General features: G+C 67.8%; 29 protein-coding genes and 1 riboswitch. Of the genes, 8 read left to right on the top strand and 21 right to left on the bottom strand.

Annotated features, from left to right (window positions below):
* Positions 1-269: 269 nt before the first annotated feature.
* The 12 genes from ACYVD0_RS10375 to nrdR all read right to left on the bottom strand — a co-directional run bounded on the left by ACYVD0_RS10375 (position 270) and on the right by nrdR (position 9,493).
* A complete protein-coding gene (locus ACYVD0_RS10375; RefSeq protein WP_460426752.1) occupies positions 270-1,067 on the bottom strand; it encodes a cobalamin-binding protein in 798 nt (265 codons plus the stop codon).
* 41 nt (positions 1,068-1,108) lie between these two features.
* Entirely contained in the window at positions 1,109-1,735 is a 627-nt protein-coding gene (ribA, locus tag ACYVD0_RS10370) for a GTP cyclohydrolase II (protein WP_460426747.1), read from the bottom strand.
* Between the two features lie 123 nt (positions 1,736-1,858).
* Entirely contained in the window at positions 1,859-2,512 is a 654-nt protein-coding gene (locus ACYVD0_RS10365; RefSeq protein WP_460426746.1) for a retropepsin-like aspartic protease family protein, read from the bottom strand.
* An 18-nt stretch (positions 2,513-2,530) separates the two neighbouring features.
* Entirely contained in the window at positions 2,531-3,277 is a 747-nt protein-coding gene (locus ACYVD0_RS10360) for a substrate-binding periplasmic protein (protein WP_460426745.1), read from the bottom strand.
* The gene (locus tag ACYVD0_RS10355) at positions 3,274-3,753 is read right to left on the bottom strand and encodes a phosphatidylglycerophosphatase A family protein (RefSeq protein WP_460426751.1); all 480 of its coding nucleotides are present in this window, start codon (positions 3,751-3,753) and stop codon (positions 3,274-3,276) included. Before ACYVD0_RS10355 ends, ACYVD0_RS10360 begins: the two co-directional genes overlap by 4 nt.
* Positions 3,754-3,757: 4 nt before the next feature.
* Positions 3,758-4,723 carry a thiamine-monophosphate kinase gene (gene thiL, locus ACYVD0_RS10350; protein WP_460426744.1) on the bottom strand — a complete coding sequence of 322 codons (966 nt, stop codon included), beginning with the start codon at positions 4,721-4,723 and terminating at the stop codon, positions 3,758-3,760.
* Positions 4,724-4,733: 10 nt separating this feature from the next.
* Positions 4,734-5,222, bottom strand: coding sequence for a transcription antitermination protein NusB (nusB, locus tag ACYVD0_RS10345; RefSeq protein ID WP_460426743.1), 489 nt, complete (start codon positions 5,220-5,222; stop codon positions 4,734-4,736).
* Complete coding sequence (gene ribH / locus ACYVD0_RS10340) at positions 5,219-5,695, bottom strand: 6,7-dimethyl-8-ribityllumazine synthase (protein WP_460426742.1); 477 nt, start codon at positions 5,693-5,695, stop codon at positions 5,219-5,221. The genes nusB and ribH overlap by 4 nt, the downstream gene beginning before the upstream one ends.
* 132 nt (positions 5,696-5,827) lie before the next feature.
* Positions 5,828-6,907, bottom strand: a complete 1,080-nt coding sequence (ribBA, locus tag ACYVD0_RS10335) for a bifunctional 3,4-dihydroxy-2-butanone-4-phosphate synthase/GTP cyclohydrolase II (protein ID WP_460426741.1) — start codon at positions 6,905-6,907, stop codon at positions 5,828-5,830.
* Positions 6,908-6,922: 15 nt separating this feature from the next.
* Positions 6,923-7,582, bottom strand: a complete 660-nt coding sequence (locus tag ACYVD0_RS10330; RefSeq protein ID WP_460426740.1) for a riboflavin synthase — start codon at positions 7,580-7,582, stop codon at positions 6,923-6,925.
* A 116-nt stretch (positions 7,583-7,698) separates the two neighbouring features.
* A riboswitch (FMN riboswitch) is annotated at positions 7,699-7,853 on the bottom strand.
* Between the two features lie 75 nt (positions 7,854-7,928).
* A complete protein-coding gene (gene ribD, locus ACYVD0_RS10325; RefSeq protein ID WP_460426739.1) occupies positions 7,929-9,032 on the bottom strand; it encodes a bifunctional diaminohydroxyphosphoribosylaminopyrimidine deaminase/5-amino-6-(5-phosphoribosylamino)uracil reductase RibD in 1,104 nt (367 codons plus the stop codon).
* Positions 9,029-9,493: a transcriptional regulator NrdR gene (nrdR, locus tag ACYVD0_RS10320; RefSeq protein ID WP_460426750.1), complete on the bottom strand. Its 465-nt coding sequence runs from the start codon at positions 9,491-9,493 to the stop codon at positions 9,029-9,031. Before nrdR ends, ribD begins: the two co-directional genes overlap by 4 nt.
* 115 nt (positions 9,494-9,608) lie before the next feature.
* On the opposite strand from nrdR, the gene ACYVD0_RS10315 reads away from it, so the two are divergent.
* From ACYVD0_RS10315 to trxA, 3 genes are all read left to right on the top strand, one after another.
* Positions 9,609-10,046 (top strand): hypothetical protein, encoded by a 438-nt coding sequence (locus ACYVD0_RS10315; protein WP_460426738.1) that lies wholly within the window; start codon positions 9,609-9,611, stop codon positions 10,044-10,046.
* A complete protein-coding gene (locus ACYVD0_RS10310) occupies positions 10,043-10,702 on the top strand; it encodes a class I SAM-dependent methyltransferase (protein ID WP_460426737.1) in 660 nt (219 codons plus the stop codon). Before ACYVD0_RS10315 ends, ACYVD0_RS10310 begins: the two co-directional genes overlap by 4 nt.
* 91 nt (positions 10,703-10,793) lie before the next feature.
* Complete coding sequence (trxA, locus tag ACYVD0_RS10305) at positions 10,794-11,663, top strand: thioredoxin (protein WP_460426736.1); 870 nt, start codon at positions 10,794-10,796, stop codon at positions 11,661-11,663.
* 19 nt (positions 11,664-11,682) lie between these two features.
* Here the strand turns inward: trxA and ACYVD0_RS10300 are convergent, their stop codons facing one another.
* A complete protein-coding gene (locus ACYVD0_RS10300; RefSeq protein ID WP_460426735.1) occupies positions 11,683-12,018 on the bottom strand; it encodes a hypothetical protein in 336 nt (111 codons plus the stop codon).
* A gap of 136 nt (positions 12,019-12,154) precedes the next feature.
* Between ACYVD0_RS10300 and ACYVD0_RS10295 the strand changes: the two genes are divergently transcribed.
* From ACYVD0_RS10295 to ACYVD0_RS10280, 4 genes are read left to right on the top strand one after another with little or no spacing between them, the layout of a single operon-like run.
* On the top strand, positions 12,155-12,727 hold the full coding sequence (locus ACYVD0_RS10295) for a DUF2796 domain-containing protein (protein WP_460426734.1): 573 nt from the start codon (positions 12,155-12,157) through the stop codon (positions 12,725-12,727).
* Positions 12,728-12,771: 44 nt separating this feature from the next.
* The gene (locus tag ACYVD0_RS10290) at positions 12,772-13,479 is read left to right on the top strand and encodes an ABC transporter ATP-binding protein (protein WP_460426733.1); all 708 of its coding nucleotides are present in this window, start codon (positions 12,772-12,774) and stop codon (positions 13,477-13,479) included.
* Between the two features lies 1 nt (position 13,480).
* The gene (locus tag ACYVD0_RS10285; protein WP_460426732.1) at positions 13,481-14,746 is read left to right on the top strand and encodes an ABC transporter permease; all 1,266 of its coding nucleotides are present in this window, start codon (positions 13,481-13,483) and stop codon (positions 14,744-14,746) included.
* 9 nt (positions 14,747-14,755) lie between these two features.
* Positions 14,756-15,271, top strand: a complete 516-nt coding sequence (locus ACYVD0_RS10280) for a DUF3299 domain-containing protein (RefSeq protein WP_460426731.1) — start codon at positions 14,756-14,758, stop codon at positions 15,269-15,271.
* Between the two features lie 92 nt (positions 15,272-15,363).
* On the opposite strand, the gene ACYVD0_RS10275 is transcribed toward ACYVD0_RS10280, so the two are convergent.
* Genes ACYVD0_RS10275 through ACYVD0_RS10250 form a run of 6 tightly spaced genes read right to left on the bottom strand, consistent with a single transcriptional unit; the run spans position 15,364 to position 20,304 of the window.
* A complete protein-coding gene (locus ACYVD0_RS10275; protein WP_460426730.1) occupies positions 15,364-16,455 on the bottom strand; it encodes a tetratricopeptide repeat protein in 1,092 nt (363 codons plus the stop codon).
* Between the two features lies 1 nt (position 16,456).
* Complete coding sequence (locus ACYVD0_RS10270) at positions 16,457-17,209, bottom strand: energy transducer TonB (RefSeq protein WP_460426729.1); 753 nt, start codon at positions 17,207-17,209, stop codon at positions 16,457-16,459.
* The gene (locus tag ACYVD0_RS10265) at positions 17,209-17,622 is read right to left on the bottom strand and encodes an ExbD/TolR family protein (protein ID WP_460426728.1); all 414 of its coding nucleotides are present in this window, start codon (positions 17,620-17,622) and stop codon (positions 17,209-17,211) included. The genes ACYVD0_RS10270 and ACYVD0_RS10265 overlap by 1 nt, the downstream gene beginning before the upstream one ends.
* A 27-nt stretch (positions 17,623-17,649) precedes the next feature.
* Positions 17,650-18,195: a MotA/TolQ/ExbB proton channel family protein gene (locus ACYVD0_RS10260; RefSeq protein ID WP_460426727.1), complete on the bottom strand. Its 546-nt coding sequence runs from the start codon at positions 18,193-18,195 to the stop codon at positions 17,650-17,652.
* Entirely contained in the window at positions 18,188-19,537 is a 1,350-nt protein-coding gene (locus tag ACYVD0_RS10255; protein WP_460426726.1) for a MotA/TolQ/ExbB proton channel family protein, read from the bottom strand. The genes ACYVD0_RS10260 and ACYVD0_RS10255 overlap by 8 nt, the downstream gene beginning before the upstream one ends.
* Positions 19,534-20,304, bottom strand: coding sequence for a DUF3450 domain-containing protein (locus ACYVD0_RS10250; protein WP_460426725.1), 771 nt, complete (start codon positions 20,302-20,304; stop codon positions 19,534-19,536). Before ACYVD0_RS10250 ends, ACYVD0_RS10255 begins: the two co-directional genes overlap by 4 nt.
* A 607-nt stretch (positions 20,305-20,911) precedes the next feature.
* Here ACYVD0_RS10250 and ACYVD0_RS10245 point away from each other — a divergent pair.
* Entirely contained in the window at positions 20,912-21,592 is a 681-nt protein-coding gene (locus ACYVD0_RS10245) for an OmpW/AlkL family protein (protein WP_460426724.1), read from the top strand.
* Between the two features lie 95 nt (positions 21,593-21,687).
* On the opposite strand, the gene ACYVD0_RS10240 is transcribed toward ACYVD0_RS10245, so the two are convergent.
* Positions 21,688-22,626: a Rossmann-fold NAD(P)-binding domain-containing protein gene (locus ACYVD0_RS10240; RefSeq protein ID WP_460426749.1), complete on the bottom strand. Its 939-nt coding sequence runs from the start codon at positions 22,624-22,626 to the stop codon at positions 21,688-21,690.
* A complete protein-coding gene (locus ACYVD0_RS10235) occupies positions 22,619-23,503 on the bottom strand; it encodes a dTDP-4-dehydrorhamnose reductase family protein (RefSeq protein ID WP_460426723.1) in 885 nt (294 codons plus the stop codon). Before ACYVD0_RS10235 ends, ACYVD0_RS10240 begins: the two co-directional genes overlap by 8 nt.
* Positions 23,504-23,567: the final 64 nt, after the last annotated feature.

Genomic DNA, 23,567 nt, shown 5'->3' with positions numbered 1-23,567 from the left:
CGCCTGATCGATCCGGCACAGATCATTGCCTGGTCATGTTGGCGAAGGGCTCATCAGGCCGGGGCCAGGCGGGCTCATCTCACTTCCAAAATGCAACTGTAGTGGTAGGTCGGGTTAGCCGCAGGGCGTAACCCGACGCGACGGGCAATGCCGGGCAGGCTGTCGGGTTACGCTACGCTAACCCGACCTACGGAGCGGCCATCCACGTATATCGTTATCCTGATCGCCCCCAAAAGGCGGACTCGAATAAGGTGAAACTGCTCTAGCGCTCAGGGACGGGCCTGACGCAGCAGCTCGCATAGCTTGCGGGTGGCCTCCAACATCTGCAGGCTGGGCCGCTCGAGGCCGCGGTCAGGTATCGCCCAGATCTGCCCGCTGCGCACCGCGTCCAACTGCGGCCAGGCCTGCCACGCGTCGCGCTGCTCCGGCTGGCTGACCAGGATCACTTCGGGATCGCGCGCCAGCACCGCTTCCAGGGAGAGTTGCGGAGCCGCCAGGTCGAGGTCGGCGAAGACGTTCACCGCACCGCAGATCTGCAAGGCGTCGCTGATGATCTGCGAACCGCCAATGCTATACAGCGGCTGGTCCCAGACTTGGTAGAAGACCCGCAGTGGCACCTCGCGGTGATAGTGGCGGCGCAGCTCGGCGAGCTGCAGACGCAACCGCGCCGCCAGTCGCTGGCCCCGTTCGGCGCGGCCGACCTGTGCGCCGAGCGCTTCGAGCTGCCCGGCAATGTCCTCCAGGCGCCGGGGCTGTGCCTCGAAAACGGGAATGCCGAAGCCACGCAGCTGCTCACGCTGGGCCGCACCGATGCTGTCCGGCCAGAGCAGGATCAGGTCCGGGTACAAGGCGAGCAGGCCTTCCATTTCCAGCCGCCCCCAGCGCCCCAGCGAAGGCAGACCGGCCAGCGCCGCCGGCCGCTCGCCGCCGTCGAGCACACCGACCAGACGGTCGCCAGCATCCAGCTCCAGCATCAGTTCAGTGAGCGACGGCGCCAGGCTGACCACCCGCTCGGCGGCCGCCAGTGGCAGGGCGAGACAAAGCAAACTGGCGAGCCACAGGCGCATCGCGCGGGACGGGCGCAACCGGGGACGCGGGAAAGCCAGCCTCAGCCCTCGGTCTCCGCCTCCACCTCGCCCTGGTGCAGGCTGCCGAGCAGATGGCCGAGCTTGCCGGCCTTGGCCTGCAGGTATTTCTGGTTGTGCGGGTTCAGCCCGGTCTGCAGCGGCACCCGCTCGGTCACCTGGATGCCGAACCCCTCCAGCGCTTTGACCTTGCGCGGGTTGTTGGTCATCAGCTTGATCGCGGCGATGCCCAGATGTTCCAGCATCGGCCTGCAGATCCCGTAGTCGCGCTGATCGGCGCGAAAGCCCAGACGCTCGTTGGCCTCGACGGTGTCGGCCCCGGCATCCTGCAGCTTGTAGGCTCGGATCTTGTTCAGCAGCCCGATGCCGCGCCCTTCCTGGCGCAGGTAGAGCAGTACACCGCGGCCCTCGGCGGCGATGGCGCGCAGCGCCGCCTCCAGCTGGAAGCCACAGTCACAGCGCAGGCTGAACAGCGCGTCGCCGGTCAGGCACTCGGAATGCAGACGGCCAAGCACCGGCGCTCCGTCATCCACCTTGCCCAGAGTAAGAGCCACATGCTCCTTGCCAGTGGCCTCGTCGAGAAAGCCATGCATGGTGAAGACGCCGAATGGCGTGGGCAACTTGGATGCGGCGACGAAAACGACGGACACCGGAAGGACTCCTGAAAGATGCGGCAATTCGTCATTGTAACAGCCGTGTCGCCCACCGGCGCAGCCTGAATCGCCGATGATCGACCGGAAGCGGCACGTCGAAGGAGCCGCCAGAATTCGCCGCTACAGCTTCGACTCCAGCATCAGCATCCCCTGCTCATCCCGCCAGCGTACGCGGCTGAGGAAGCTCATGCCGAGCAGGGCGGTGCTCGGCGAGTCGCCCTGCAGGACCACCGCCTCGACGCCGAGCACTTCCAGAGTGCCGACCTTGACCCGGTTCAGCTTGACCTGCCAGCCCTGGGCCGTGCCGTTGGCAGTACTCACCCGCACCGGCCGCCCGCCAACGCGATAGTCGATGCCCAGACGCCGGGCCTGGCTTTCGCTGAGCGCCACCGTGGTGGCCCCGGTGTCCACCAGGAACTGCACCGACTGCCCGCCGATGGAGCCTGCGACCCAGTAGTGGCCGCCCTCGCCACGCGCGACGCCGAGGCGCGCCTTGCCTGGCGGCGCGAAACCATCCCTCTCGCCGTAGTCACGGGTCAGCTCGTAGCGGCGCTCCTCGCCGTCCACCTGCAGCAGCGCGCTGCGACTGTCGGCAGCGATCAGCCGCACGCCTCCCGGCCCCTCCTGGCCAACCTTGAGCAGTTGGCGCCGGCCATCCACGCTGACCACCGCGGCGCCGGGGAACAACCCCACCACTCGGACCTGGAGAGCGGCCGCCAGGCTGGCGGCAAAGGCCAGTGGCAGACTGGCAGCAAACCAACGAAAGCGCAGCATCCCTGCCTCCAGAAGTCTTCAGTCGAAAGGATAAGGCTGTTGCCAGCGGGCGAAGATCGGCCGCAGCTCACCGGAACGCACCAGCTCGGCCATGCGCCGGTCGTACAGCGCGGCCAGCTCGCGCCCGCGGAGCGTATCGGCGAAGCCAGGATACAGCGGCAGCAGGGTCAGGTCGGTGATGCGGTAGGCGTCGGGGACCTCCGCCCAGGCGAGAACGCCCTCAAGTTCTGCCCGGGCGGCGATCAGGTAGTCGGCATGGCCGAGCCGAAGCATCGCCAGCGCGCCGTTGTAGCGCTGGATCTCCTGGTAGCGGCGCAGCCGCGGCAGGTACTTGTCGAAGGCATAGCCGCGTATCCAGGCCAGGCGGAAATTGCCCAGATCCTGCAAGCGCGGTGCCGGCGCCCGGGCCAGGCCAAGGGCACCGATGACCTCGGCAGCATAGTGCCATTTGGGAAACAGAGCCCCCGAGGTCTCCTCCGGATAGGCGCCGACCCAGGCATCGGCATCGCCACGGGCGACCAGACCGACTGCACGGGTATAGGGCACGGTACTGGTGCGCACCTGCAGCCCAGCCGGCTCGAAGACCAGACGCAGGACCTCCCAGACCAGGCCACTGGCATCGGCGCCGGTATGGTCCTTGCGTTCGACACCGACCAGCAGGATCTCCCCCGGCAGACTCGCCCCCGACAGCAGCATCCCCCCCGCCTCGGCGGCCGCGATGCCCAGGCAGCAGCACAGCAGCACGTTCAGCCAAACCAACCTCATAGCCAAGCCAGCCCCCAGATGAGCATTTGCATCGCCAGCCAGGCGAATACCCCGGCCAACACGTCGTCCAGCATGATGCCAACACCGCCGTGCACGTGGCGGTCGATCCAGTGGATCGGCCAGGGCTTGAGGATGTCCATCAGGCGGAACATCGCGAAGCCCAGCAGCAGCCATTGCCAGCCTTCCGGCACCAGCCAGAGGGTGATCCACATGCCGACCATCTCATCCCAGACGATGCCCTCGTGGTCATGCACCTTGAGATCCGCGGCGACCTTGCCGCACAGCCAGAAGCCGAACAGCATGGTCAGCCCGAGCAGCAGCCAGTAGCCCCAGTCCGGCAGTGCCTGCCAGAGCGGCACGAAGGGCAGCGCGACCAGCGAGCCCCAGGTGCCAGGAGCCTTAGGCAGGGTCCCGGAGCCGAAGCCGAAGGCCAGGAAGTGCCAGGGATTGCGCCACACCGATGGCGGCACGCGCACGGATTCAGTCACGCGGACTCCCGAAATGTTGATAGCCCGCGACCGGCGGCTCGAGCACCCGGCCGGCGTCGTCCAGCAGGCGCACCCCCGAGCCGGACTCGACCCGGCCGATCACCCGCACTGGCCACTCGGCTTGCAGGGCGGCGAGGAATCGCTCCGGCAGGGTGAAGGCCAGTACGTAGTCGTCACCACCGCCGAGAGCGCAGGCCAGCGCGGCCTCCTCGTTGAACAGGCCACGCAGCGGCGCCGACAGCGGCACGCGGCGGCGCTCGATACACAGAGCCACGCCGGAAGCCGCGGCGATATGCCCGCAGTCGGCGAGCAGACCATCGGAAACATCCAGCGCCGCGCTCGCCCTGCCGCGCAGCGCCAGCCCCAAGGATAGCTGCGGCCGCGGCGACCAGTAGCGCGCGAGCAGGGGGCTGGCGATCTCTGCGGCTGCCTGGCGCTGGCCGAGCACCAGCGCCAGCGCGCCGGCGGCATCGCCGAGCGGACCGCCGACGCAGACGAGATCGCCGGGACGCGCGCCGTCCCGGCGCAGCGCCAGGCCGACCGGCACCCGGCCGAACACACTCAGGGTGATGCACAGGGGACCGCGGGTGGTGTCGCCGCCGATCAGGGCCAGGCCGCACTCGCGCGCCTTGTAGTCGAGGCCGCGGGCGAAGGACGCCAGCCAGGCCGGATCGGCCGCGGGCAGGATCAGGGCGAGGGTGAAGCCGACGGGCGTGGCGCCCATCGCCGCCAAGTCGCTGGCGGCGGCAGCCAGGGCGCGCTGAGCGAGCAGGAAGGGGTCGCAGGGATCGGGGAAATGCACCCCGGCGACCATGGTGTCGGTGGAGATCGCCAGCTGTTCGCCGGCGGGAACCTCCAGCAGGGCGCAGTCGTCGCCGATGCCGAGGGCCACGCCAGGTGCCGCCTGCGCACAGCCGGCGGTGGCGAAGTAACGGCGGATCAGCTCGAACTCGCCCATCGGCGCCCGCTCAGCGCTTGCCGCCGCGGACTTCGGCCGCGCGCAGCCGCGGCGCCAGCTTGTCCAGCACGCCGTTGACGAACTTGTGTCCATCGGTGGCGCCGAACACCTTGGCCAGCTCGATGCCTTCGTTGATCACCACCCGGTAGGGCACGTCGGGACGGTTACGCAGCTCGTAGGTGGACAGCCGCAGGATGGCCAGCTCCACCGGATCGACTTCCGCCAGCGGGCGATCGAGCAGCGCCGCGAAGGCCTCGTCGATCTCGGTTTTCTGGTGCGGCACGCCGTGCAGGATTTCATGGAAGTAGGCGCCGTCGACCACGTTGAAATCATTGTCGACGCGAAACTGCGCCTCGATCTCGTTGAGCGGCTGCCCCGCCACGTGCCACTGATAGAGCGCCTGCATGGCCAGGATGCGTGCCTGCCGGCGCGCTGCCACCTTGCCCTTGGCCGGTTTGGCGCCCTGCCCGCTCTGGCCACCGTCGCGATTCGCGCTCACTTGGCCTCCAGGGCCGCCAGCAGGCTGACCATTTCCAGGGCGGATAGGGCCGCTTCGGCGCCTTTGTTGCCAGCCTTGGTGCCGGAGCGCTCGATGGCCTGCTCGATGGAGTCGACGGTGAGCACGCCGAAGGCGATCGGCACGCCGAACTGCAGGGACACCTGGGCCAGGCCCTTGGTGCACTCGCCGGCGACGTATTCGAAGTGCGGGGTACCGCCCCGGATCACCGCGCCGAGGGCGATGATGGCGTCGAATTCACCGCGCTGGGCGACCTTCTGCGCCACCAGCGGAATCTCGAAGGCGCCGGGAACGCGAATGATGGTCAGCTCGCTCTGGCTGACGCCGTGGCGCACCAAGGTATCGATGGCGCCCTGCACCAGGCTTTCCACGACGAAGCTGTTGAAGCGGCCGACTACCAGGGCGTAGCGGCCCTTGGAGGCGATGAAGGTACCTTCGATGGTCTTCAAGGTCATGGCGAATCTCGTCTCGTTAAAGAACCGGAGTGCCCTCGGCAGCTCCGTAAATCAATCGGTCCCGGCCTTCCGGGCGGGAACGCCCACCCCCTGCCGACGGGGCATGGGAATGGCGGGCGGTTCCGGCGGGGATCATTCGGCGGGCAGGTATTCTACAACCTCCAGGTCGAACCCGGATATCGCGTTGAACTTCATCGGCGCGCTCATCAGGCGCATCTTGCGCACGCCGAGGTCGCGCAGGATCTGCGAGCCGGCGCCGACGGTGCTGTAGGTGCTCGGCGACTTGGGCGTCCCCTCGCGCAGCAGGGTCAGCACCTCGTTGGCCTCCAGCGGATGGCCGAGCAGCAGCACCACGCCACGGCCGGCCCCGGCCACCTCGGCCATCGCCGCGCGCAGGCTCCAGCGCCCCGGCTGGCGGACCATCAGCAGGTCGCGCAGCGGGTCCATGTTGTGCACCCGCACCAGGGTCGGCTCGTCGGCATGGATCTCGCCCATGATCAGCGCCATGTGCACGTCGCCCTCCACCGCGTCGCGGTAGGTCACCAGGTGAAAACGGCCCAGTTCGCTGTCCAGCTCCTGCTCGGCGATGCGCTGGATGGTGCGCTCGTGGATCAGCCGGTAGTGAATCAGGTCGGCGATGGTGCCGATCTTGATGCCGTGCTGCTCGGCGAAGGCTTCCAGCTCGGGACGGCGGGCCATGCTGCCGTCGTCGTTCATGATCTCGCAGATCACTCCACTGGGTTCGAAGCCGGCCATCCGCGCCAGATCGCAAGCCGCCTCGGTGTGTCCGGCACGGGCCAGCACGCCGCCCGACTGGGCCATCAGCGGGAAGATGTGCCCAGGGCTGACGATATCTTCGGCCTTGGCATTCTTCGCCGCGGCGACCTGCACGGTGCGCGCCCGGTCGGCGGCGGAAATGCCGGTGGTGACGCCCTCGGCCGCCTCGATGGACACAGTGAACTTGGTGCCGAAGCCGGAACCGTTGCGCGGCGCCATCAACGGCAGCTTGAGCAGTTCGCAGCGCTCGCGGGTCATCGGCATGCAGATCAGGCCACGGGCATAGCGCGCCATGAAGTTGATGTGCTCGGCCTGCACGCACTCGGAGGCCATGATCAGGTCGCCCTCGTTCTCGCGATCCTCATCATCCATGAGGATGACCATCTTGCCCTGGCGGATGTCTTCGATCAGTTCGTCAATGCTGTTGAGAGCCATCTGGCCACTCCTTGATTACTTCAGGTAGCCGTGCTCGGCCAGAAAGCCTTCGGTGAGACCGGAGGCGTGGGGCTCGGCGGCCTTGTCGCCGAGCAGCAGGCGCTCCAGGTAGCGCGCCAGGAGGTCGACCTCCAGGTTCACCTGCCGGCCCGGCCGGTAATCGGCCATGATGGTTTCGCCCAGGGTGTGGGGCACGATGGTCAGCTCGAACTCGGCGCCGCTCACCCCGTTGACCGTCAAGCTGGTGCCGTCGACGGTGATCGAGCCCTTGAGGGCGATGTACTTGGCCAGCTCGCGCGGCGCGCGAATGCGAAATTGCACGGCGCGGGCGTTGTCCTCGCGGGACACCACCTCGCCGACGCCGTCGACGTGCCCGCTGACCAGGTGGCCACCGAGACGGCTAGTAGGCGTCAGGGCCTTTTCCAGGTTGACCCGGCTGCCGGCCTTGAGGTCGATGAAGGCGGTGCGCGCCAGGGTCTCACGGCTGACGTCGGCCCAGAAGCCATCGCCGGGCAGCTCCACCGCGGTCAGACAGATGCCGCTCACCGCGATGCTGTCGCCAAGCTTGACGTCGCCAAGGTCCAGCTTGCCGGTCTGGATGTAGACGCGCACGTCGCCACCCTTGGGGGTAAGTGCGCGGACGGTGCCGACGGCTTCGATTATGCCGGTGAACATACAGTCCCCCTGGCGCAATGCTGCAGAAAATGGTGCATGGAACGATCTCCTGTTTCCGAAAAACAGGGCATGCAGATCGAAAGGGATCGCGCGCGCGGACTGCGCGTGGCAGAACATCCCGCTCTCTCTCATCCGGACTCTGACCGTCGGCTCCGGAATCGCACCGGATCTGCTGACCTTGCGTGGGAACGCCCCGTGGCAAGCGCTCGCGGGCTGGACGCCTTGCGTCATCACCGCCGGTGGGGAATTCCACCCCGCCCTGAGAACGTCGGGCCGTGCGGCCCGGAGGCGCTTTTTACCACAAGGTGCGCGCCGCAGGCCACCGGCGTCTGGTCGGGCGGGCGCGCTAGACCGCGGGCACCGCGACGATCTGCCAGTCGTCGCCCACCGCGCGGATGTCGCGGATCTTCAGCTCGCGCGCCTCGGCCATGCGCTCCAGGGGCAGCTCCAGGAGCGGCCGGGCGGTCGAGCCGAGGAACTTGGGCGCGACGAAAATCCGGTACTCGTCGACCAGCCCCAGCCGGGCGAAGGCCCCGGCCAGACGCGGGCCGGCCTCCACCAGCACCTCGTTGGCGCCGCGCGCGGCCAGTTCGGCCAGGAGCGCCGGCAGGTCGACCCGGCCCTCCTCGCCTGGCACGGCCAGCAGTTCATGGCCGGCCGCGCGGTAGGCGGCCTCGCACCCGGCCGCGCAGCCCGCCACCAGCGCCGGCCCGGCCTGGAAGAAGGGCGCGTCCAGCGGCACCCGCAGACGGCCGTCGACCAGCACGCGCAGCGGCGGGCGCTGCAGGGCCAGGGCGGCCTGCTCGGGCGCCAGCCCCAGCTCCTCGCCACGCACGGTGAGCCGGGCGCCGTCGGCAAGCAGCGTGTCGGCGCCGCTCAGCACCACGCTGGAGCGGGCGCGCAGGCGCTGCACCGCGGCGCGCGCCGGCGCCCCGGTGATCCACTGGCTCTCGCCGCTGGCCATCGCCGTGCGGCCGTCCAGGCTCATCGCCAGCTTGACCCGCACCAACGGCAGGCCGCGCTCCATGCGCTTGACAAAACCAGCGTTGAGGGCGCGCGCCTCGGCCTCCAGCACCCCGACGAGAACCTCGATGCCGGCCTGACGCAGGAGCTCCAGGCCACGCCCGGACACCTGCGGATTGGGGTCCTGCATGGCCGCCACCACCCGGCCGACCCCGGCGGCGACCAGTGCCTCGGCGCAGGGCGGCGTGCGCCCGTGGTGGCTGCAGGGTTCCAGGGTGACGTAAGCGGTGGCGCCGCGCGCCCGCTCGCCGGCCTGGCGCAGGGCGTGGACCTCGGCATGCGGCTCGCCGACGCGCACGTGCCAGCCTTCACCGACGACCGTTCCGCCGGCGACAATGACGCAGCCGACCCGCGGATTAGGATGGGTGGAATACAGCCCCTGGCGCGCCAGTTCCAGGGCGCGGGCCATGTATAGAGAATGATTCATGGCTTGGACGGCTCGCGGGAGAGGCGCTCGATTTCCTCGCGAAACTCGTTGAGGTCCTGGAAGCGCCGGTAGACCGAGGCGAAGCGGATATAAGCAACCTCGTCGAGCTTGTGCAGCTCGGCCATCACCAGCTCGCCAAGCACCCGCGACTTGATCTCCCGTTCGCCGGTAGCGCGCAGCTCGTGCTTGATCCGGCCGATCGCCGCCTCCAGGCGCTCGACACTCACCGGACGCTTCTCCAGCGCCCGCTGCATGCCAGCGCGCAGCTTGTCCTCGTCGAACGGCTGGCGGCTGCCGTCCTGCTTGATCAGCCGGGGCATGACCAACTCGGCGGTCTCGAAGGTGGTGAAGCGCTCGCCGCAGGCCTGGCACTCGCGACGACGACGCACCTGATTGCCCTCGGCGACCAGCCGCGAGTCGATGACCTTGGTGTCGTGGGCACTGCAGAAGGGACAATGCATGGGGCAGGTGGCTATCACGGAAAGGGGGTCCATGGTAGCGCATCCCGCCCCCAAGACAAGCTGCGGTCTTTGCGCTATACAGAGGCCCAGCTGCAACCCTCGCCAAGGAACCCCCATGTCGTCGCGCCCTTTCGCCCTCCTCGGCCTGAGCCTCCTGCTCGCCGCCTGCTCCAGCCAGCCCGATAGTCCGCCGCCGCGCCAGCCGGAAACGCCCGCGGCAGCCGCCGTAGAAGCGCTGCCGGCCGGCCAGCGTGAACTGCGCGGCAGCCTGCTCGGCGCCCCGGCGAACAGCGAGGTGGAGCTGGCGCTGCTGGTGGTCGACGAACGCGGTCGTCCGCGCGAGGAGCTCGGCAACACCCGCCTGCTGGGCAACGGTCAGGCGCTGCCGTTCAGCCTGCGCTTCGTCCCGCAGCCCTTCGCCGCCGGCATGCGGGTCGAGCTGCGCGGCCGGGCCAGCCAGTCCGGCCGACTGATCCTGCGCCTGCGGCCACGCACCGTTTCCGCCGCGGACAGCCAGGCGCTGGGCGCCCTGCAGCTGGTTCCCGCGCCGTGAGCGCACCGCCCCTTCTGCAGGCGGCGCTAGCCGGGCTGCTCGGCGACGCCCGGCTAGTCGCGCAGGAGCTGCCGGGCAGCGAACTGCGCCTCTGGCTGATCGATCCGGCGAACATGGACCGCGCCTTCAGCCCGGAGGAAACCCGGCGCATCCTCGAGGAGCCGCCTTACTGGAGCTTCTGCTGGGCCAGCGGCCTGGCACTCGCCCGCTGGCTGGCCGAGCACCCGGAATGGGTGCGCGGCCGGCGCGTGCTGGACTTCGGCACCGGCAGCGGCGTCGCGGCGATCGCCGCGGCCCGGCTGGGCGCTGCCGAAGTGGTGGCCTGCGATCTCGATCCGCTGGCACTCGCGGCCTGCCGGGCGAATGCCGCGCTGAACGGCGTGGCACTTGGCTATTCGGCGGACTTCTTCGGCGAAGCGGACCGCTTCGAGCTGATCCTGGTCGCCGATGTGCTCTACGACCGTGCCAACCTGCCGCTGCTCGACCAGCTCCTCAGCCGCGGCCGCGAGGCCCTGGTGGCGGATTCGCGGGTGCGCGATTTCGCCCATCCGCGCTACCGGCGCCTGGCCACTCTCGATGCTTGCACCTGGCCGGATCTGGCCGAGCCGCCGGAGTTCCGCCAAGTCAGCCTGTATCACGCCCGGCGCAGTGCCTGAGGGCAATCCACCCGCCTCTGCCTTGCTTCCCCCGCCGCGCGCCCCCACTTACCATGCTGGTTTCCGTTCCAGCCCACTGCCGAGAGTTCCGATGAGCGAAACCCCCTACATCTTTGACGTCACCGACGCCAGCTTTGACCAGCTGGTCCTCGACAACTCCTTCCACAAGCCAGTGCTGGTGGACTTCTGGGCCGACTGGTGCGCGCCCTGCAAGGCACTGATGCCGCTCCTGGCGAAGATCGCCGAAAGCTACCAGGGCGAACTGCTGCTGGCCAAGGTCAACAGCGACGTCGAGCAACAGACCGTGATGCGCATGGGTATCCGCAGCCTGCCCACCGTGGTGCTGTTCAAGGACGGCCAGCCGGTCGACGGCTTCGCCGGTGCCCAGCCGGAATCGGCCATCCACGCCATGCTCGAACCCCACGTGCAGGCGCCTGTCGCCCCCGAGACCGACCCGCTGGAAAGCGCCCTGGCGCTATTCGCCGCAGGGCAGTTCAGCGAGACGGAGAGCCTGCTCGTGGCGCTGCTGGGTGAAGACAACGAGAACGGCACCGCCCTGATCCTCTATGCCCGCTGCCTGGCCGAACGCGGCGAGCTGAGCGAGGCCGAGACCGTGCTGGATGCAGTGAGGGGCGATGAACACAAGCAGGCCCTGGCCGGCGCCCGGGCACAACTGACCTTCCTGCGCCAGGCCGCCGACCTGCCGGAAATCGCCACCCTGAAAAGCCGCCTTGCGCAGGATGCTGGTGACGATGAAGCGGCCTATCAGCTGGCAATCCAGCAGCTGGCGCGGCAGCAGTACGAGGCGGCGCTGGATGGCCTGCTGCGGCTGTTCGTGCGCAACCGCAGCTATGCCGGCGGCCTGCCGCACAAGACCCTGCTGCAGGTGTTCGACCTGCTCGGCAGCGATCACCCGCTGGTCGCCACCTACCGCCGCAAGCTCTATCAGGCCCTCTATTGAGGAGCGGCCGCGGTGGTCATCACTCCGCCCAGTGGTAGATCGGTGCGTCCGGACCATTCTCGATGCGGACCTGCGCGCAATGGCGCAGCCGCACCAGAAGACGCTTGCCTGCCTCGGCGCTGCCGGCCAGCGCCTGCAGCTGGTTGAGCAGCGCGGGACCCTCCATCTGCCCTGCACTGCGCAGCAGCTGCTGGGCGGTCTGCCAGAGGCGGTCGGCCGGCTCTGCCGCCGGGGTTGATGGTGCGCCAGGGTTGCCGGCGGCCAGCCGGGCGCTCAGCCGCGCCCAATCCTCGTCATCCAGCTCCAGAGTCAGGTCCACCGGCCATTCGCCGATGTGTCCGCGTATTCTCAGCATGGGCACAGCTCCTCGCGATGAAGAGCATCATGCTCCCACGCCGTCCGCGCCCCGCCAAGCGCGGCTGGCCAAGCGCAGCTGGCGAGACCCGGACAAACTCGTTATAACGTAACGCAAACCCGGCCCGGAGACTGCCATGCCCCGCCTGCTGCTCGCCCTGTCCCTCACTCTGCTGCCCCTGGGCCTCGCCCAAGCCGCGGGATCCCATCACGGCCACGAACACGCTCACGACCACCAGGAAACCCACGGGGAAACCCTCGACGCCCATGAGCACGGCAGCGCTCTGCTCAACCTGGCGCTGGACGGCAGTGTCCTGGAAATCGAATTCGCCAGCCCGGCCATGAACCTGGTCGGCTTCGAGCATGCCGCCCGGAGTGACGCCGACCGGGCCAAGGTAGCCGAGGCCCGCGCCCGGCTGGAACAGCCACTCGAGCTGTTCGGCATCCCAGTCGCGGCCAGTTGCCGGGTGCAGGAGCAAAGCCTGCATGGCGCACTGCTCGAGCCCGGCGCAGCCGCCGGACAGGAGCACAGCGAAATCGAGGCCCGCTACCGCCTGCAATGCAGTGCCGCAGACACGCTGGAGGGCTTGAATCTCGCCGTACTGTTCGGCACATTCCCGGCCATGCAGAAGATCCATGTCCAACTGATCGGCCCGCACGGCCAGCACGGCCTGGAGCTCAGCCCCGAGCGCAGCGGCCTGAAACTCTGAGGCCCGCTGCCAAGCGACACCAAGCGACCACATCAACCGACACCATGAGCACACCTCTGATCGAACTGTCCGACCTCGGCTTCGCCTGGCCGGGCCAGCCAGAGCTGCTGGACATTCCCGAATTCCATCTGCGGCGTGGCGAAACCCTGTTCCTCAAGGGCCCCTCCGGCAGCGGCAAGACCACCCTGCTCGGCCTGCTCGGCGGCGTGCAGAAGCCTGCCCGCGGCCATGTCCACCTGCTCGGCACCGAGCTGGGCGCGCTCTCCGCGACGGCCCGCGACCGCTTCCGGGTCGACCATACCGGCTATATCTTCCAGCAGTTCAACCTGCTGCCGTTCCTCTCGGTACGCGCCAACGTCGAGCTGCCCTGCCATTTTTCAAAGCTGCGCGCCGAGCGGGCCCGCCAGCGCCACGGCAGCGTCGCCCGGGCAGCCGCCCGCCTGCTGGAGCACCTAGGCCTGTGCGAGACGCTGCTGGAGCGCCGCGCCGCGGAACTATCGATCGGCCAGCAGCAACGCGTCGCCGCGGCCCGCGCTCTGATCGGCCAGCCGGAACTGGTGATCGCCGACGAGCCCACCTCGGCACTGGATGCCGACGCTCGCCAGGTGTTCCTCGACCTGCTCTTCGCCGAGTGCCGCGAAGCCGCGGCCAGCCTGCTGTTCGTCAGTCACGACCAGAGCCTGGCGAGGCTATTCGAGCGCAGCCTGTCGCTGCTCGAACTGAACCGCGCCGCCCGGCCACGGGAGATCTGAAATGCACCTGCTGCACCTGGCCCTGGCCAGCTTGGCCAATCGCCGCTTCACAGCCCTGCTCACGGTGTTCGCCATCGCCCTCTCGGTATGCCTGCTGCTCGCCGTCGAGCGGGTACGCACCGAGGCCCGCGCCAGCTTCGCCAGCACCCTGAGCGGCACAGACCTGATCGTCGGTGCCCGTTCCGGTCCGGTGAACCTGCTGCTCTATTCGGTGTTCCGCATCGGCAACGCCACCAACAACATCCGCTGGGAGAGTTTCCAGCACTTCGCCGAGCATCCGCGGGTAAAGTGGGCGATCCCGCTGTCGCTCGGCGACTCGCACCGCGGCTACAGGGTGCTGGGCACCACGGCGGCCTATTTCGAACACTACCGCTACGGTCGCCAGCAGCCGCTGCGCCTGGCCGAGGGCCGCGCCTTCGCCACGGACCCGTTCGAGGTGGTGCTCGGCGCCGAGGTGGCCGCGGCGCTGCACTACCGGCCGGGCGACGAAATCGTGTTGGCCCACGGCGTGGCCAAGATCAGCCTGACCCGACACGACGACAAGCCGTTCCGCGTGGTCGGCATCCTCGGCCGCACCGGCACGCCAGTGGATCGCACCCTGCACATCAGCGTGGCCGGCATGGAGGCGCTGCACGTCGACTGGCGAAACGGCGTGCCGGCCCAGGGCGGCGCGCGCATCGACGCCGCGCAGGCGCGCCGGCTGGACTTGCAGCCGAAGGCGATCACCGCCTTTCTGCTCGGCCTCGACAGCCGGATCGCCACCTTTGCCGTGCAGCGGGAAATCAACGACTACCTGGGCGAGCCGCTGCTGGCGATCCTCCCCGGGGTTGCCCTGCAGGAGCTGTGGAGCCTGATGGGCACGGCGGAGCAGGCGCTGTTCGTGGTGTCGCTGTTCGTCGTGCTGACCGGGCTGATCGGCATGCTTACGGCGATCCTCGCCAGCCTCAACGAGCGCCGCCGGGAAATGGCGATCCTCCGCTCGCTGGGCGCGCGCCCCTGGCACATCGCCGGGCTGCTGGTGCTGGAGGCCTTCGCGCTGGCCCTGGCCGGCGTGCTGCTCGGCCTGGCCCTGCTCTATCTCGGCATCCTGCTGGCCCAGGGCCCGTTGCAGGCGGCCTATGGCCTCTATCTGCCGTTCGCCCCACCCAGCGCCTACGAATGGCTGCTGCTCGGCGCTATTCTGGTCGCCGCCCTGCCGCTGGGCGGGGTGCCGGCCTGGCGTGCCTATCGCCAGTCACTGGCCGACGGCCTGTCCATTCGTCTGTGAGGAACCCCGATGCGCCGCGCTCTGATTGCCTTACTGCTCGCCCTCGCCATACCGCTGTGGGCGGCCGCCCCCCGCGATCTGGCTTGGTCCGAGCTGATCCCGAAAGGTGCGCCGCCGCCCCCGGAGCCGCAACCTCTGCATGACCTCAGCCAGTTGGCCAACGTGCTGCAGGCCGAGTCCGGCCCGCCAGCAGCGCAGAGCTCGCCGACGGCGCCGGTGGTCACGGCGCTGGACGGCCTCCTGGTAAAGCTGCCGGGCTACCTGGTGCCACTGGAAACCGGTAGCGACGGCCGCGTCCGCGAGTTCCTGCTGGTCCCCTACTTCGGCGCCTGCATCCATGTGCCGCCCCCGCCGTCGAACCAGATCGTGCATGTGCGCAACGAGCCGGGCGTGCAGCTCGAAGTGCTGTATCAGCCGTACTGGGTGGAAGGCACACTGCAGGTCGAACACAGCAGCAGCGAGCTGGCCGAGGCGGGTTACCGAATGACCACCAGCAAGGTCTCTCCATACCAACTGGAGGAATGAGCTCGAGCGGGACAGCCGGCGACCGCCTGGGTCGCAGATTGTCCCGTCCGAACCGTGAAGTGCCCCTCGAAAGGGCTGAAAAACTGCAGGCTTCAGTCAGCCTTGGCCAGATGCCGTTCGCGCTCGAACGCCAGCTCGCCTTCCGCCCAGTCGCGCCAGGCACGTACCTGGCTGCGTCCTGCGCCGGCCTGCTCGGCGCGCGTCAGCGCCTCCAGACCGAGACGCCAGTGCGCCTGCTCCAGCTCCAGCTGAGCCAGACTCAGCCAGTGCTTGGGATTGCCGGAGCTGGCGGCGAGACGGCCGAACACCTCGCTCGCCCGCTGCCGGTCGCGGGCCTGCCACCAGAGCCGGCCGAGGCGCTCCTCGCGGGCCGGGGTACGCGCCAGAATCCCGTCCTGCATCAGGGCGGCGAGCAGCTTGGCGCCCTGCCAGGGCTGTCCGGCGCTGTTAGCCAACAGCACCAGGTTGTCCAGCTCGCTCTCGCTGAAGCGCAGGCCCTTGCTGTGGGCCGCGCGCAGGGTCGCCAGCGCCTTGTGCTCGGCACCGCTCATCTGCTGCAGGGCGGCCAGTTGACGCCACTGACCGGCCTCGTTGGGATGGCGGACCAGCAGCTGGCGCTGCCAGCGCTCGGCGGCGGCCCAACGCTTGAGATCGGCGTTGGCGGCGACCAGGAAGCGCAGCCAGTTGTCCGCCGCCGCCGGATTGGCCTGGACGTAGCGCTCGGCCAGCGGCAGGGCCTTGTCATGCTGGCCCAGCCCCTGATAGGCCTGCGCCAGCATCAGCAGGATACCTTCGTCGGCCTTGACGGAAATCGGCGCGAGCAGCTCGACCACCTTGGCGTGGCGCCCCTCGACGGCGTTCAGCCTGGCCAGGTTGAGGCGTTCATTGGCCGCCACCTCCTTGTCCAGCTTGCCGCTGGCCAGGGCCTTGGAGAGCTGCTCGATGGCCCGCCCGTTGTTGCCCTCGGCCCAGGCCAGGTAGCCGCGGCTGCGCCAGAGCAACGCCTCCTCAAGGCTGCCCGAAGCGGCTTTGACGCCCTCCAGGGCGTGCCGTGCCGCCGCGTGGTCGCCTTTCTGCTGCGCCGCCTGCGCCGCCTGCAGGGCCTGGAGCACACCGGGATCGACGTTCTGCGCGGCCTGCACCGAGGCCGTCAGCAGGAGCAGCAAAAGGAACAGGCGACGCATCTCAATCTCCTCGCTGAATTTTGAAATACAGGGTCTTGACCGCCTCGCGATCGACTGCCAGACCGTTCTCGGTACGCGGTGCGAAGCGCCAGCGGGCGGCGGCGCTGCGTGCCTCGCGCTCGAAGACGTTGCGCGGCGAAGCCTCCAGTACGCGGATGTTCTCCACTGCACCGGCGCGGTTGATGGTGAAGGCTAGCTTGACGTGCCCCTCGATGCCGCGCTGCTGAGCCATCCGCGGATAGCGCGGGCGGACATCGTTGAGCGGCATCACCTCGCTTTCCGGACCGCCGACCGGGCCGGCACTGCCCGCCCCGGCCTCGGCGCCGCTGGCCGCCCCGCTGGCACCGGCAAGCGCCCCGGAGGCCGCCGCTGCCGCGGCCGGCGCCGCGCTGGGAGCAGCGGGCGCGGCGGCGAGTCCCTCCAGACTCGGCGCCGGTGCACTGGCGACACTGATCTTGCTGGACAGGACCGGCATTTCCAGGTCGAGGCTGGGCAGCTTGGGCGTAGGCGCGGCGGTGGTCGGCGTCACCGGGGTCGGCGGCTGCGGCGGCGTCTTGGGTTGCGGCATATCCGGCGCCGGCTGCCGGCTGGCGCTCGCGCTACTCTGCTCGGTCGCCCCCATCCGCACGAAATGGCCGACGGTGAGCGGGTCCTCGGGCACCTTGTTGCTTGGCGGGGCGATCAGGCTCAGCATCAACGAGAACAGCGCCAAGGCCACCAGACAGGCCGCGGCGAAGGACAGCGGCAGGCGCATCAGGGCGCTCCCGTTCCGGCAGCCAGCGCCACGTCGGGCACCCCGGCCTGGCGCGCTTGGTCCATCACCTGCACGACCAGTCCGGTCCGTGCATCGCGATCGGCCTGGACCACCACCACGCCTTCCGGCTGGTCGATGCGCAGGCGCTCAACATGGGCGCGCACGCTGCGCACGTCGACGGTCTTCTTGTCGATCCAGACCTGACCGTCAGCGGTCACCGCGATCAGAATGTTGCCTTTATCCTGTGGGCTGGCGGTGTCCGCCTGCGGACGTTGGACCTCGACGCCGGACTCCTTGATGAAGGAGCTGGTGACGATGAAGAAGATCAGCATGATGAAGACCACATCGAGCATCGGCGTCAAGTCGATGCCGGTTTCCTCATCCTGCTGGTAGTGGTGGCGACGCATTCTCATCGTCAATCTCTCTATGAACGAACGGACTCAATCGTGTCGCAACTGGTCGGCCAGCCGCTCGAGGGCCAGACGGGCGGAGCGCTCGAGGCGCGCCAGGCTGAACAGTCCAGTGATGGCCAGCACCATGCCAGCCATGGTCGGTAGGGTCGCCTGCCAGACGCCGGCAGCCATGCCGCGCGGATTGCCGGTACCGCTCAGGGCCAGCACATCAAACACTGCGATCATGCCGCTGACAGTACCGAGCAGGCCGAACAGCGGATACAGCGCCACCAGCGTCTTGCCCAGGCGCAGCGGGCCGGCGAGCATCTGCTGGGCCTGGGCCAGCCAGGCCGTGCGCACATCGCGCTGCCAGGTGCCGGACATGCTGGTCACCTGCTCCCAAACCTGGCAGTGCTCTTCGGCCCAGCGCGGGAAGACCCGGCGCATGAACCACAGGCGCTCGAACACCAGCGTCCAGTAGATCACGCAGAGCCCCGCCAGGGCCCACATCACCACCCCGCCCACGGCCATGAAGTCGAGTAGCGCATGGGCGCTGTCGACCAGACGCAGCCAGAAGGCGTGCAGATCAGTCACGGCGCGGCGCTCCCGACAGGTGCAGGGCGACCAGGCCGGCGCTCTGCTGCTCCAGCAGCTGGACCAGCGTCTTGCTGCGGCTGGCCAGCAGAGCGTGCAGGAACAGTAGCGGAATGGCCACTACCAGGCCCTGTACGGTGGTCACCAGGGCCTGGGAAATGCCGTCGGCCATCAGTCGCGAGTCGCCGCCGCCACTCTGGGTGATGGCCTGGAAGGTGACGATCATGCCGGTCACGGTACCGAGCAGGCCGAGCAGCGGAGCCACGGCGCTGAACAGCTTGAGCAGGCCCTGGCCACGCTCCAGCGGCGGGGTTTCCTGGAGGATCGCCTCGTCCAGCTTGAGCTCCAGAGTTTCCAGATCGGCCAGCTGCGGCTTCGGCCCGAGCACGCCGATCACCCGCCCCAGGGGGTTGTCGTCGCGAGGCGTGCCGAGATCCTGCAATTGCGCCTTGATGCTGCGCGATACGCCACCGAGATAGATCATCCGCCAGGCGGCGAGACACAGGCCGAGCACACCGAGGGCGAGGATCACCCAGCCGACCAGGCCGCCCTGCTGGACGCGATCCCAGAGGCTAGGTTTGCGTTGCAGCTGGGCCAGCAGGGTGCCGCGGCTGGGATCGACGGGCAGCTCGGCGAGAGCATCGCCGCTCTGCAAATAGCTTTTCACCAGACCATCGCCGGAAGGCTGGCGTGGCGGGGCCAGCAGCTCGCCGGCGTCGGCGTCGTAGCGCAGGAAGCCCGCGTCGGCGAAGGTGGAAAAGGTACCGACACGCAGCACCGCTTGAGTCGCACGCTGACCGTCGACTCCCACCACCGGCAGCGCCACCTGTTCGACCCGGCCGCTGGCGGCAAGGTCCTCGAGCAGGGTCATCCAGTAGCCGTCGAGATCCTCGCTGGACGGCAGGACAGCGCTTTCCGCCAGCGCCTTGAGGCGCGCCAGGCGCTCGGGATACTGCACGTTGAGCAGGCTGTCCTGCCACTGCCCGGAGATATCCCCGGCACTCTGGCGGACCACGGCGAACAGCTCGCCGAAATCGCCAACGCGCAGGGCCAGCTGTTTTTCCTGCTCGGCCAACTGGGCCGCCTGGCGGTCGAACTCGGCCTTCAGGCGCTCGGCCTCGGTCTTCTGCGCGTTCAGCTCGGCACGGGCTGCGTCGAGCAGCCTGGCCTGCTCGCCGCGCTCGGCAAGGAAGGCCTTTTCCCGCTCGGCCATGGCGCTGACTTCAGCAGCGCGCTCGCTGCGGATGCGCTTGAGCAGCTGATCGGGATTCAGGGAGTCCGCCGCCAGGACGAGGGCCGGCAACAGGCTCAGGGCAAGGACGGAAGCGAGACGACGAATCATTGCTTGGCCTCCAGGGCCAGGGTCTTGACGGGCAGTTGCAGGTAGGCGGGGGCCTGTTGCTGGCGGGCGATGGCGATGGCTTGGGCCAGGGGACGACGAGCGCTGCCGTCGAGCATCTCCCAACGGCGTGCCTGCGGGTTCCACCAGCCGCTCTCATGACCATCGAGGGTCTGGTAATAAAGCATCACCCGGCCAAGGCGGAAGAATTCGACGCTGCGCAGGCCGCCTTCTGCCTGCTGCTCACCGCGCCATGCCTCCAGGGTGCGGCCATAGTCGCTCTCGATCTGGTAGGCCTCGAGGATCCGCCGATACTTCTCTGCCAGGGAGACATCCGGCTGTGGCAGCAGCTCCTGCAGCTGCGCCAGACGATCGCCGCGCTCCTCGGGGAGGAACGGCAGGTCGGCGGCGATGAACTCGCCAAGCACCTCGACCATGCGCTGCATCTGCGGCGCTACCGCCTGCTGGGTGCGCTCGATGCCGTCCAGCTGCTGCTGATAACCGGCCAGCTCCTTGCTCTGAGCGGCAGTCATTTCGCGCATCTGGGCGTTGTAGCCCTTCAAGGCCTCAGCCTGCTGGAGGGCCGCGCGGTACTCGTTGAGCATGTCCCGGCTGGCATCGTCCAGCGCTTCGATACGGCCTTGCGAGGCCTTCGCCTCCTCGGCCAGGCGCTGGCTTTCATCCAGCGCAGCATCCAGCGACGCCGCCGACAGCGGCAGGCTGGCCAGCAGCAAGACAGCCGTCAGCAGACGATGGGGATAAGGGTTCATACGGAGCGTCCTCGACAAGGCACATCACTAAAAGATAAATATTATCATCTGCAAAAGAACCGCTCAAGGCAACACGCTGCAACGTCTGCCAGAGCTCTGGGAAAGGCCTCTGCCCGAACTGCAACAGAACGCCGCAGCCCCTCGAGTCCCCTGTGGAGGACGCCGCCTCCCGCGAACCACGTCACAACTTTTCCAGAAACCAAAAGGGCCAAGGAGCTTTTCTTGCGCCAGGTCAACATGGTGCCGGTCGGACAAACTACCCTTTGACGCTACTGGAAGTTCATTCAAACCCTAGCCAGCCGCCACATGCAGCATTGGCAGATCAATTCCGCCCTGCTCTTTCTTTCGGTCAATTGTTGTTATTTTCCAACAATGGCAGTCACCCCTGGAAAGTTTCTTGAGATTATTTGCAAAGTAACTTTTCCCTCCCACCAAATGTTATCAACCCAACAACTTCACAGCGTCTTTTTCTCACCAGGAAAAGCACTTTTCATCTACACTCCAGCACCAAACAAAATCCAAGAGTTTTATTGAGACAAATCAGGGTCGGCCTGCTGGGAGTTATTAATATCAACTCCACACGCAAATACTTCTTCGGGAGTTCGCAATGGCCAAGTTCAAATCCCTCTTCGCTCTTTCCCTGGTCGGCATGGCTCTGGCAGTCCCCTACGCCTCTGCGCACGAGCGCGGCGATATCATCCTGCGGGCCGGTGCGGTCACCGTCGACCCCCGCGAAGACAGCGAAGACATCCGCCTCGCCGGCGCCGGCAAGCTGTCCGGTACCAAGGCCACGCTCGACAGTGATACCCAACTCGGCCTGAACTACCTCTACATGCTGACCGACCATGTCGGCATCGAATACCTGGCCGCCACCCCCTTCACCCACGAGGTGAAGGGCAAGGGCCTCCCCGGCAACCTGGATGGCCGCCTGGGCGACTTCAAGCAGTTGCCACCGACCGTCAGCCTGGTCTACTACCCGCTGTCCCCCAGCGCCACCATCCAGCCCTACGTCGGGGTGGGCGTCAACTACACCTACATCTTCGAAACCAAGCTGGGCAAGGCAGCCGAGGGCAAGGGCTTCAGCGGTCTGGACATGCAGAACTCCGTCGGCCTGGCCGCGCAGATCGGTGTGGATTACATGCTGACCGACACCCTCATGCTCAACGCCCAGGTGCGCTACATCGACATCGAGACCAAGGCTACCACCTACCTGAACGACAGCAAGGTCACCGTCGACGTGGACGTCAACCCCTGGGTTTACATGGTCGCCCTGGGCTACAAGTTCTGAGCGCCCCCAACGAGAAAGGCGCCTGCACGGCGCCTTTTTCTTTTGTTTATCCCCGGGCAGCCACGGCGTAGAGCGCTACGGTCAAGCGGTAGCCGTCAGGACTGCGCGTCCCCCAGCAAACGGGCCAAGCCAGTGGCCAGCGGCGTCGGCCCGGACAACGGGTAGCGTTCCAGCAGGCGCCGGTTGTTCGCCTGCGAATGGCGAATATCGCCAGGCCGCGCGGCCTCTCGGCGCACCTCTGGCAGGCCGCCGAACAGCGTCGAGATTTCCTCGAGCAGCCGGTTCAGGCTGACGCTACGGTTCAATCCGACATTCACCGCTCCTGGCAGAAGCTGCGGCGCCGCCAGGGCCTGCAGCAGCACCCCGACGAGATCAGCGATATAGACGAAATCGCGGGTCTGCTCACCATCGCCGAACAAGGTGATGGGCAGGCGCTTCGCGGCGCGCTCGGTGAAGATACTGATCACCCCCGAGTAGGGGGAAGAAGGATCCTGGCGCGGCCCGTAGATATTGAAGAAGCGAAAGACCGCCGGCTCCAACCCATGCTGGCGGCGGTAGAAGTCGAGGTAATGCTCGCTGGCCAGCTTGTCCGCCGCGTAGGGCGTGAGCGGCGCCTTCGGCGTGTCCTCATCGATCGCCTCACCCTCCCCGTTGTTGCCGTAGACGGCCGCACTGGAGGCGAACAGAACGCGCCTGATGTCATGCTCGCGCATCCCCTCGCAGACGTTCAAGGTGCCGATGAAATTGCTCCGGTGGGTACCCACGGGGTCGATCACTGAAGCCTGCACCGAAGCCACGGCCGCCAGATGGATCACGGCCCGGCAACCGCCCAGGACCCTCCGCACCAGAGCGGCATCAGCGACATCCCCCTCGACCAGTTCAAGACGGGAATCGCCGAGTGGCAGATTGTCCGGCTTGCCGCTGGACAGATTATCCAGCACGCGCACGAAATGTCCCTTGGCGAGCAGCGCATCGACCAGATGCGAGCCGATGAAGCCGGCTCCACCAGTTACCAGAACAGGCAGATCAGACATGACGATAATAGCGATCCAGCAGGTTCGGCAAACCGGCACGCCAGGCGCGCGGCTTGATGCCGAAGGTGTTGAGAACCTTCTTGCAGGATAGCACTGCATGCTGCGGCTCTTTGGCTGCATCCGGGCTCGCCCCGTGTGGCTGGGCCTGGATATCCTCGACGACCAGCCGGCGGTGGACGCGCGCCTCGCCGAGGACCGCCTGGCCAAATGCCAGCGCAGTGGTCGCCTCGTGGCCGCCATAGTGGTAGGTACCCCACAGCGGCGCCCGGCAATCCAGCTGTTTCAGCACCGCGAGCATCACCCGCGCGGCATCGTCCACCGGCGTCGGGTTGCCGCGCCGGTCGTCGGCGAGAGCCAGTACGCTTTCCCGTTCGGCACGCAGGAGAAAGCGCCCGAGCAGCCCATAAGGAGTGTCGTCGTACAGCCAGCCGAAGCGCAGCAGCACATGCCAGGGACAGAACGAACGCACGCTCTGCTCGATGCGCAGCAAGGACTGTCCACGCAGCCCGAGTGGCATGGGCTCGTCCTTCTCGCTGTAGGCCGTGGCACGCGCGCCATCGAAGACCCGATAGCTGGAGGGCTGCAGCAGGATGATCTGATGATGCTGGCAGAGCTCGGCGAGGCGCTCGGTCGCGCGCTCCTGGATGGCCAGGCGTGCGGCATCGAGGGTCTCGGCCTGAAACCAGTCGTGGTAGTAGGCGAGATTGACCAGTGCATCGGGGCGGGTTTCGTCGAGCAGGAGGGTCAGGCTAGCTGAGTCCCAGCCCTGCTCCGGGGGACGGGGAGCCAGAAAGCTGATGTCGGCCTCGGCGCCCAGGTGGATCAGGGCCTGGCCCAAAGCGCTGCCACCACCCAGCAGCATCAGACGCATATGCATAGGATGGAACTACCCTGGGTTGGCAGAAGGAATGAAAGCATGGATAGACTGAACACGGTCCGAC

The organism is Azotobacter armeniacus, assembly GCF_054779355.1.
This window is presented reverse-complemented; position numbering and strand designations above follow the sequence as displayed.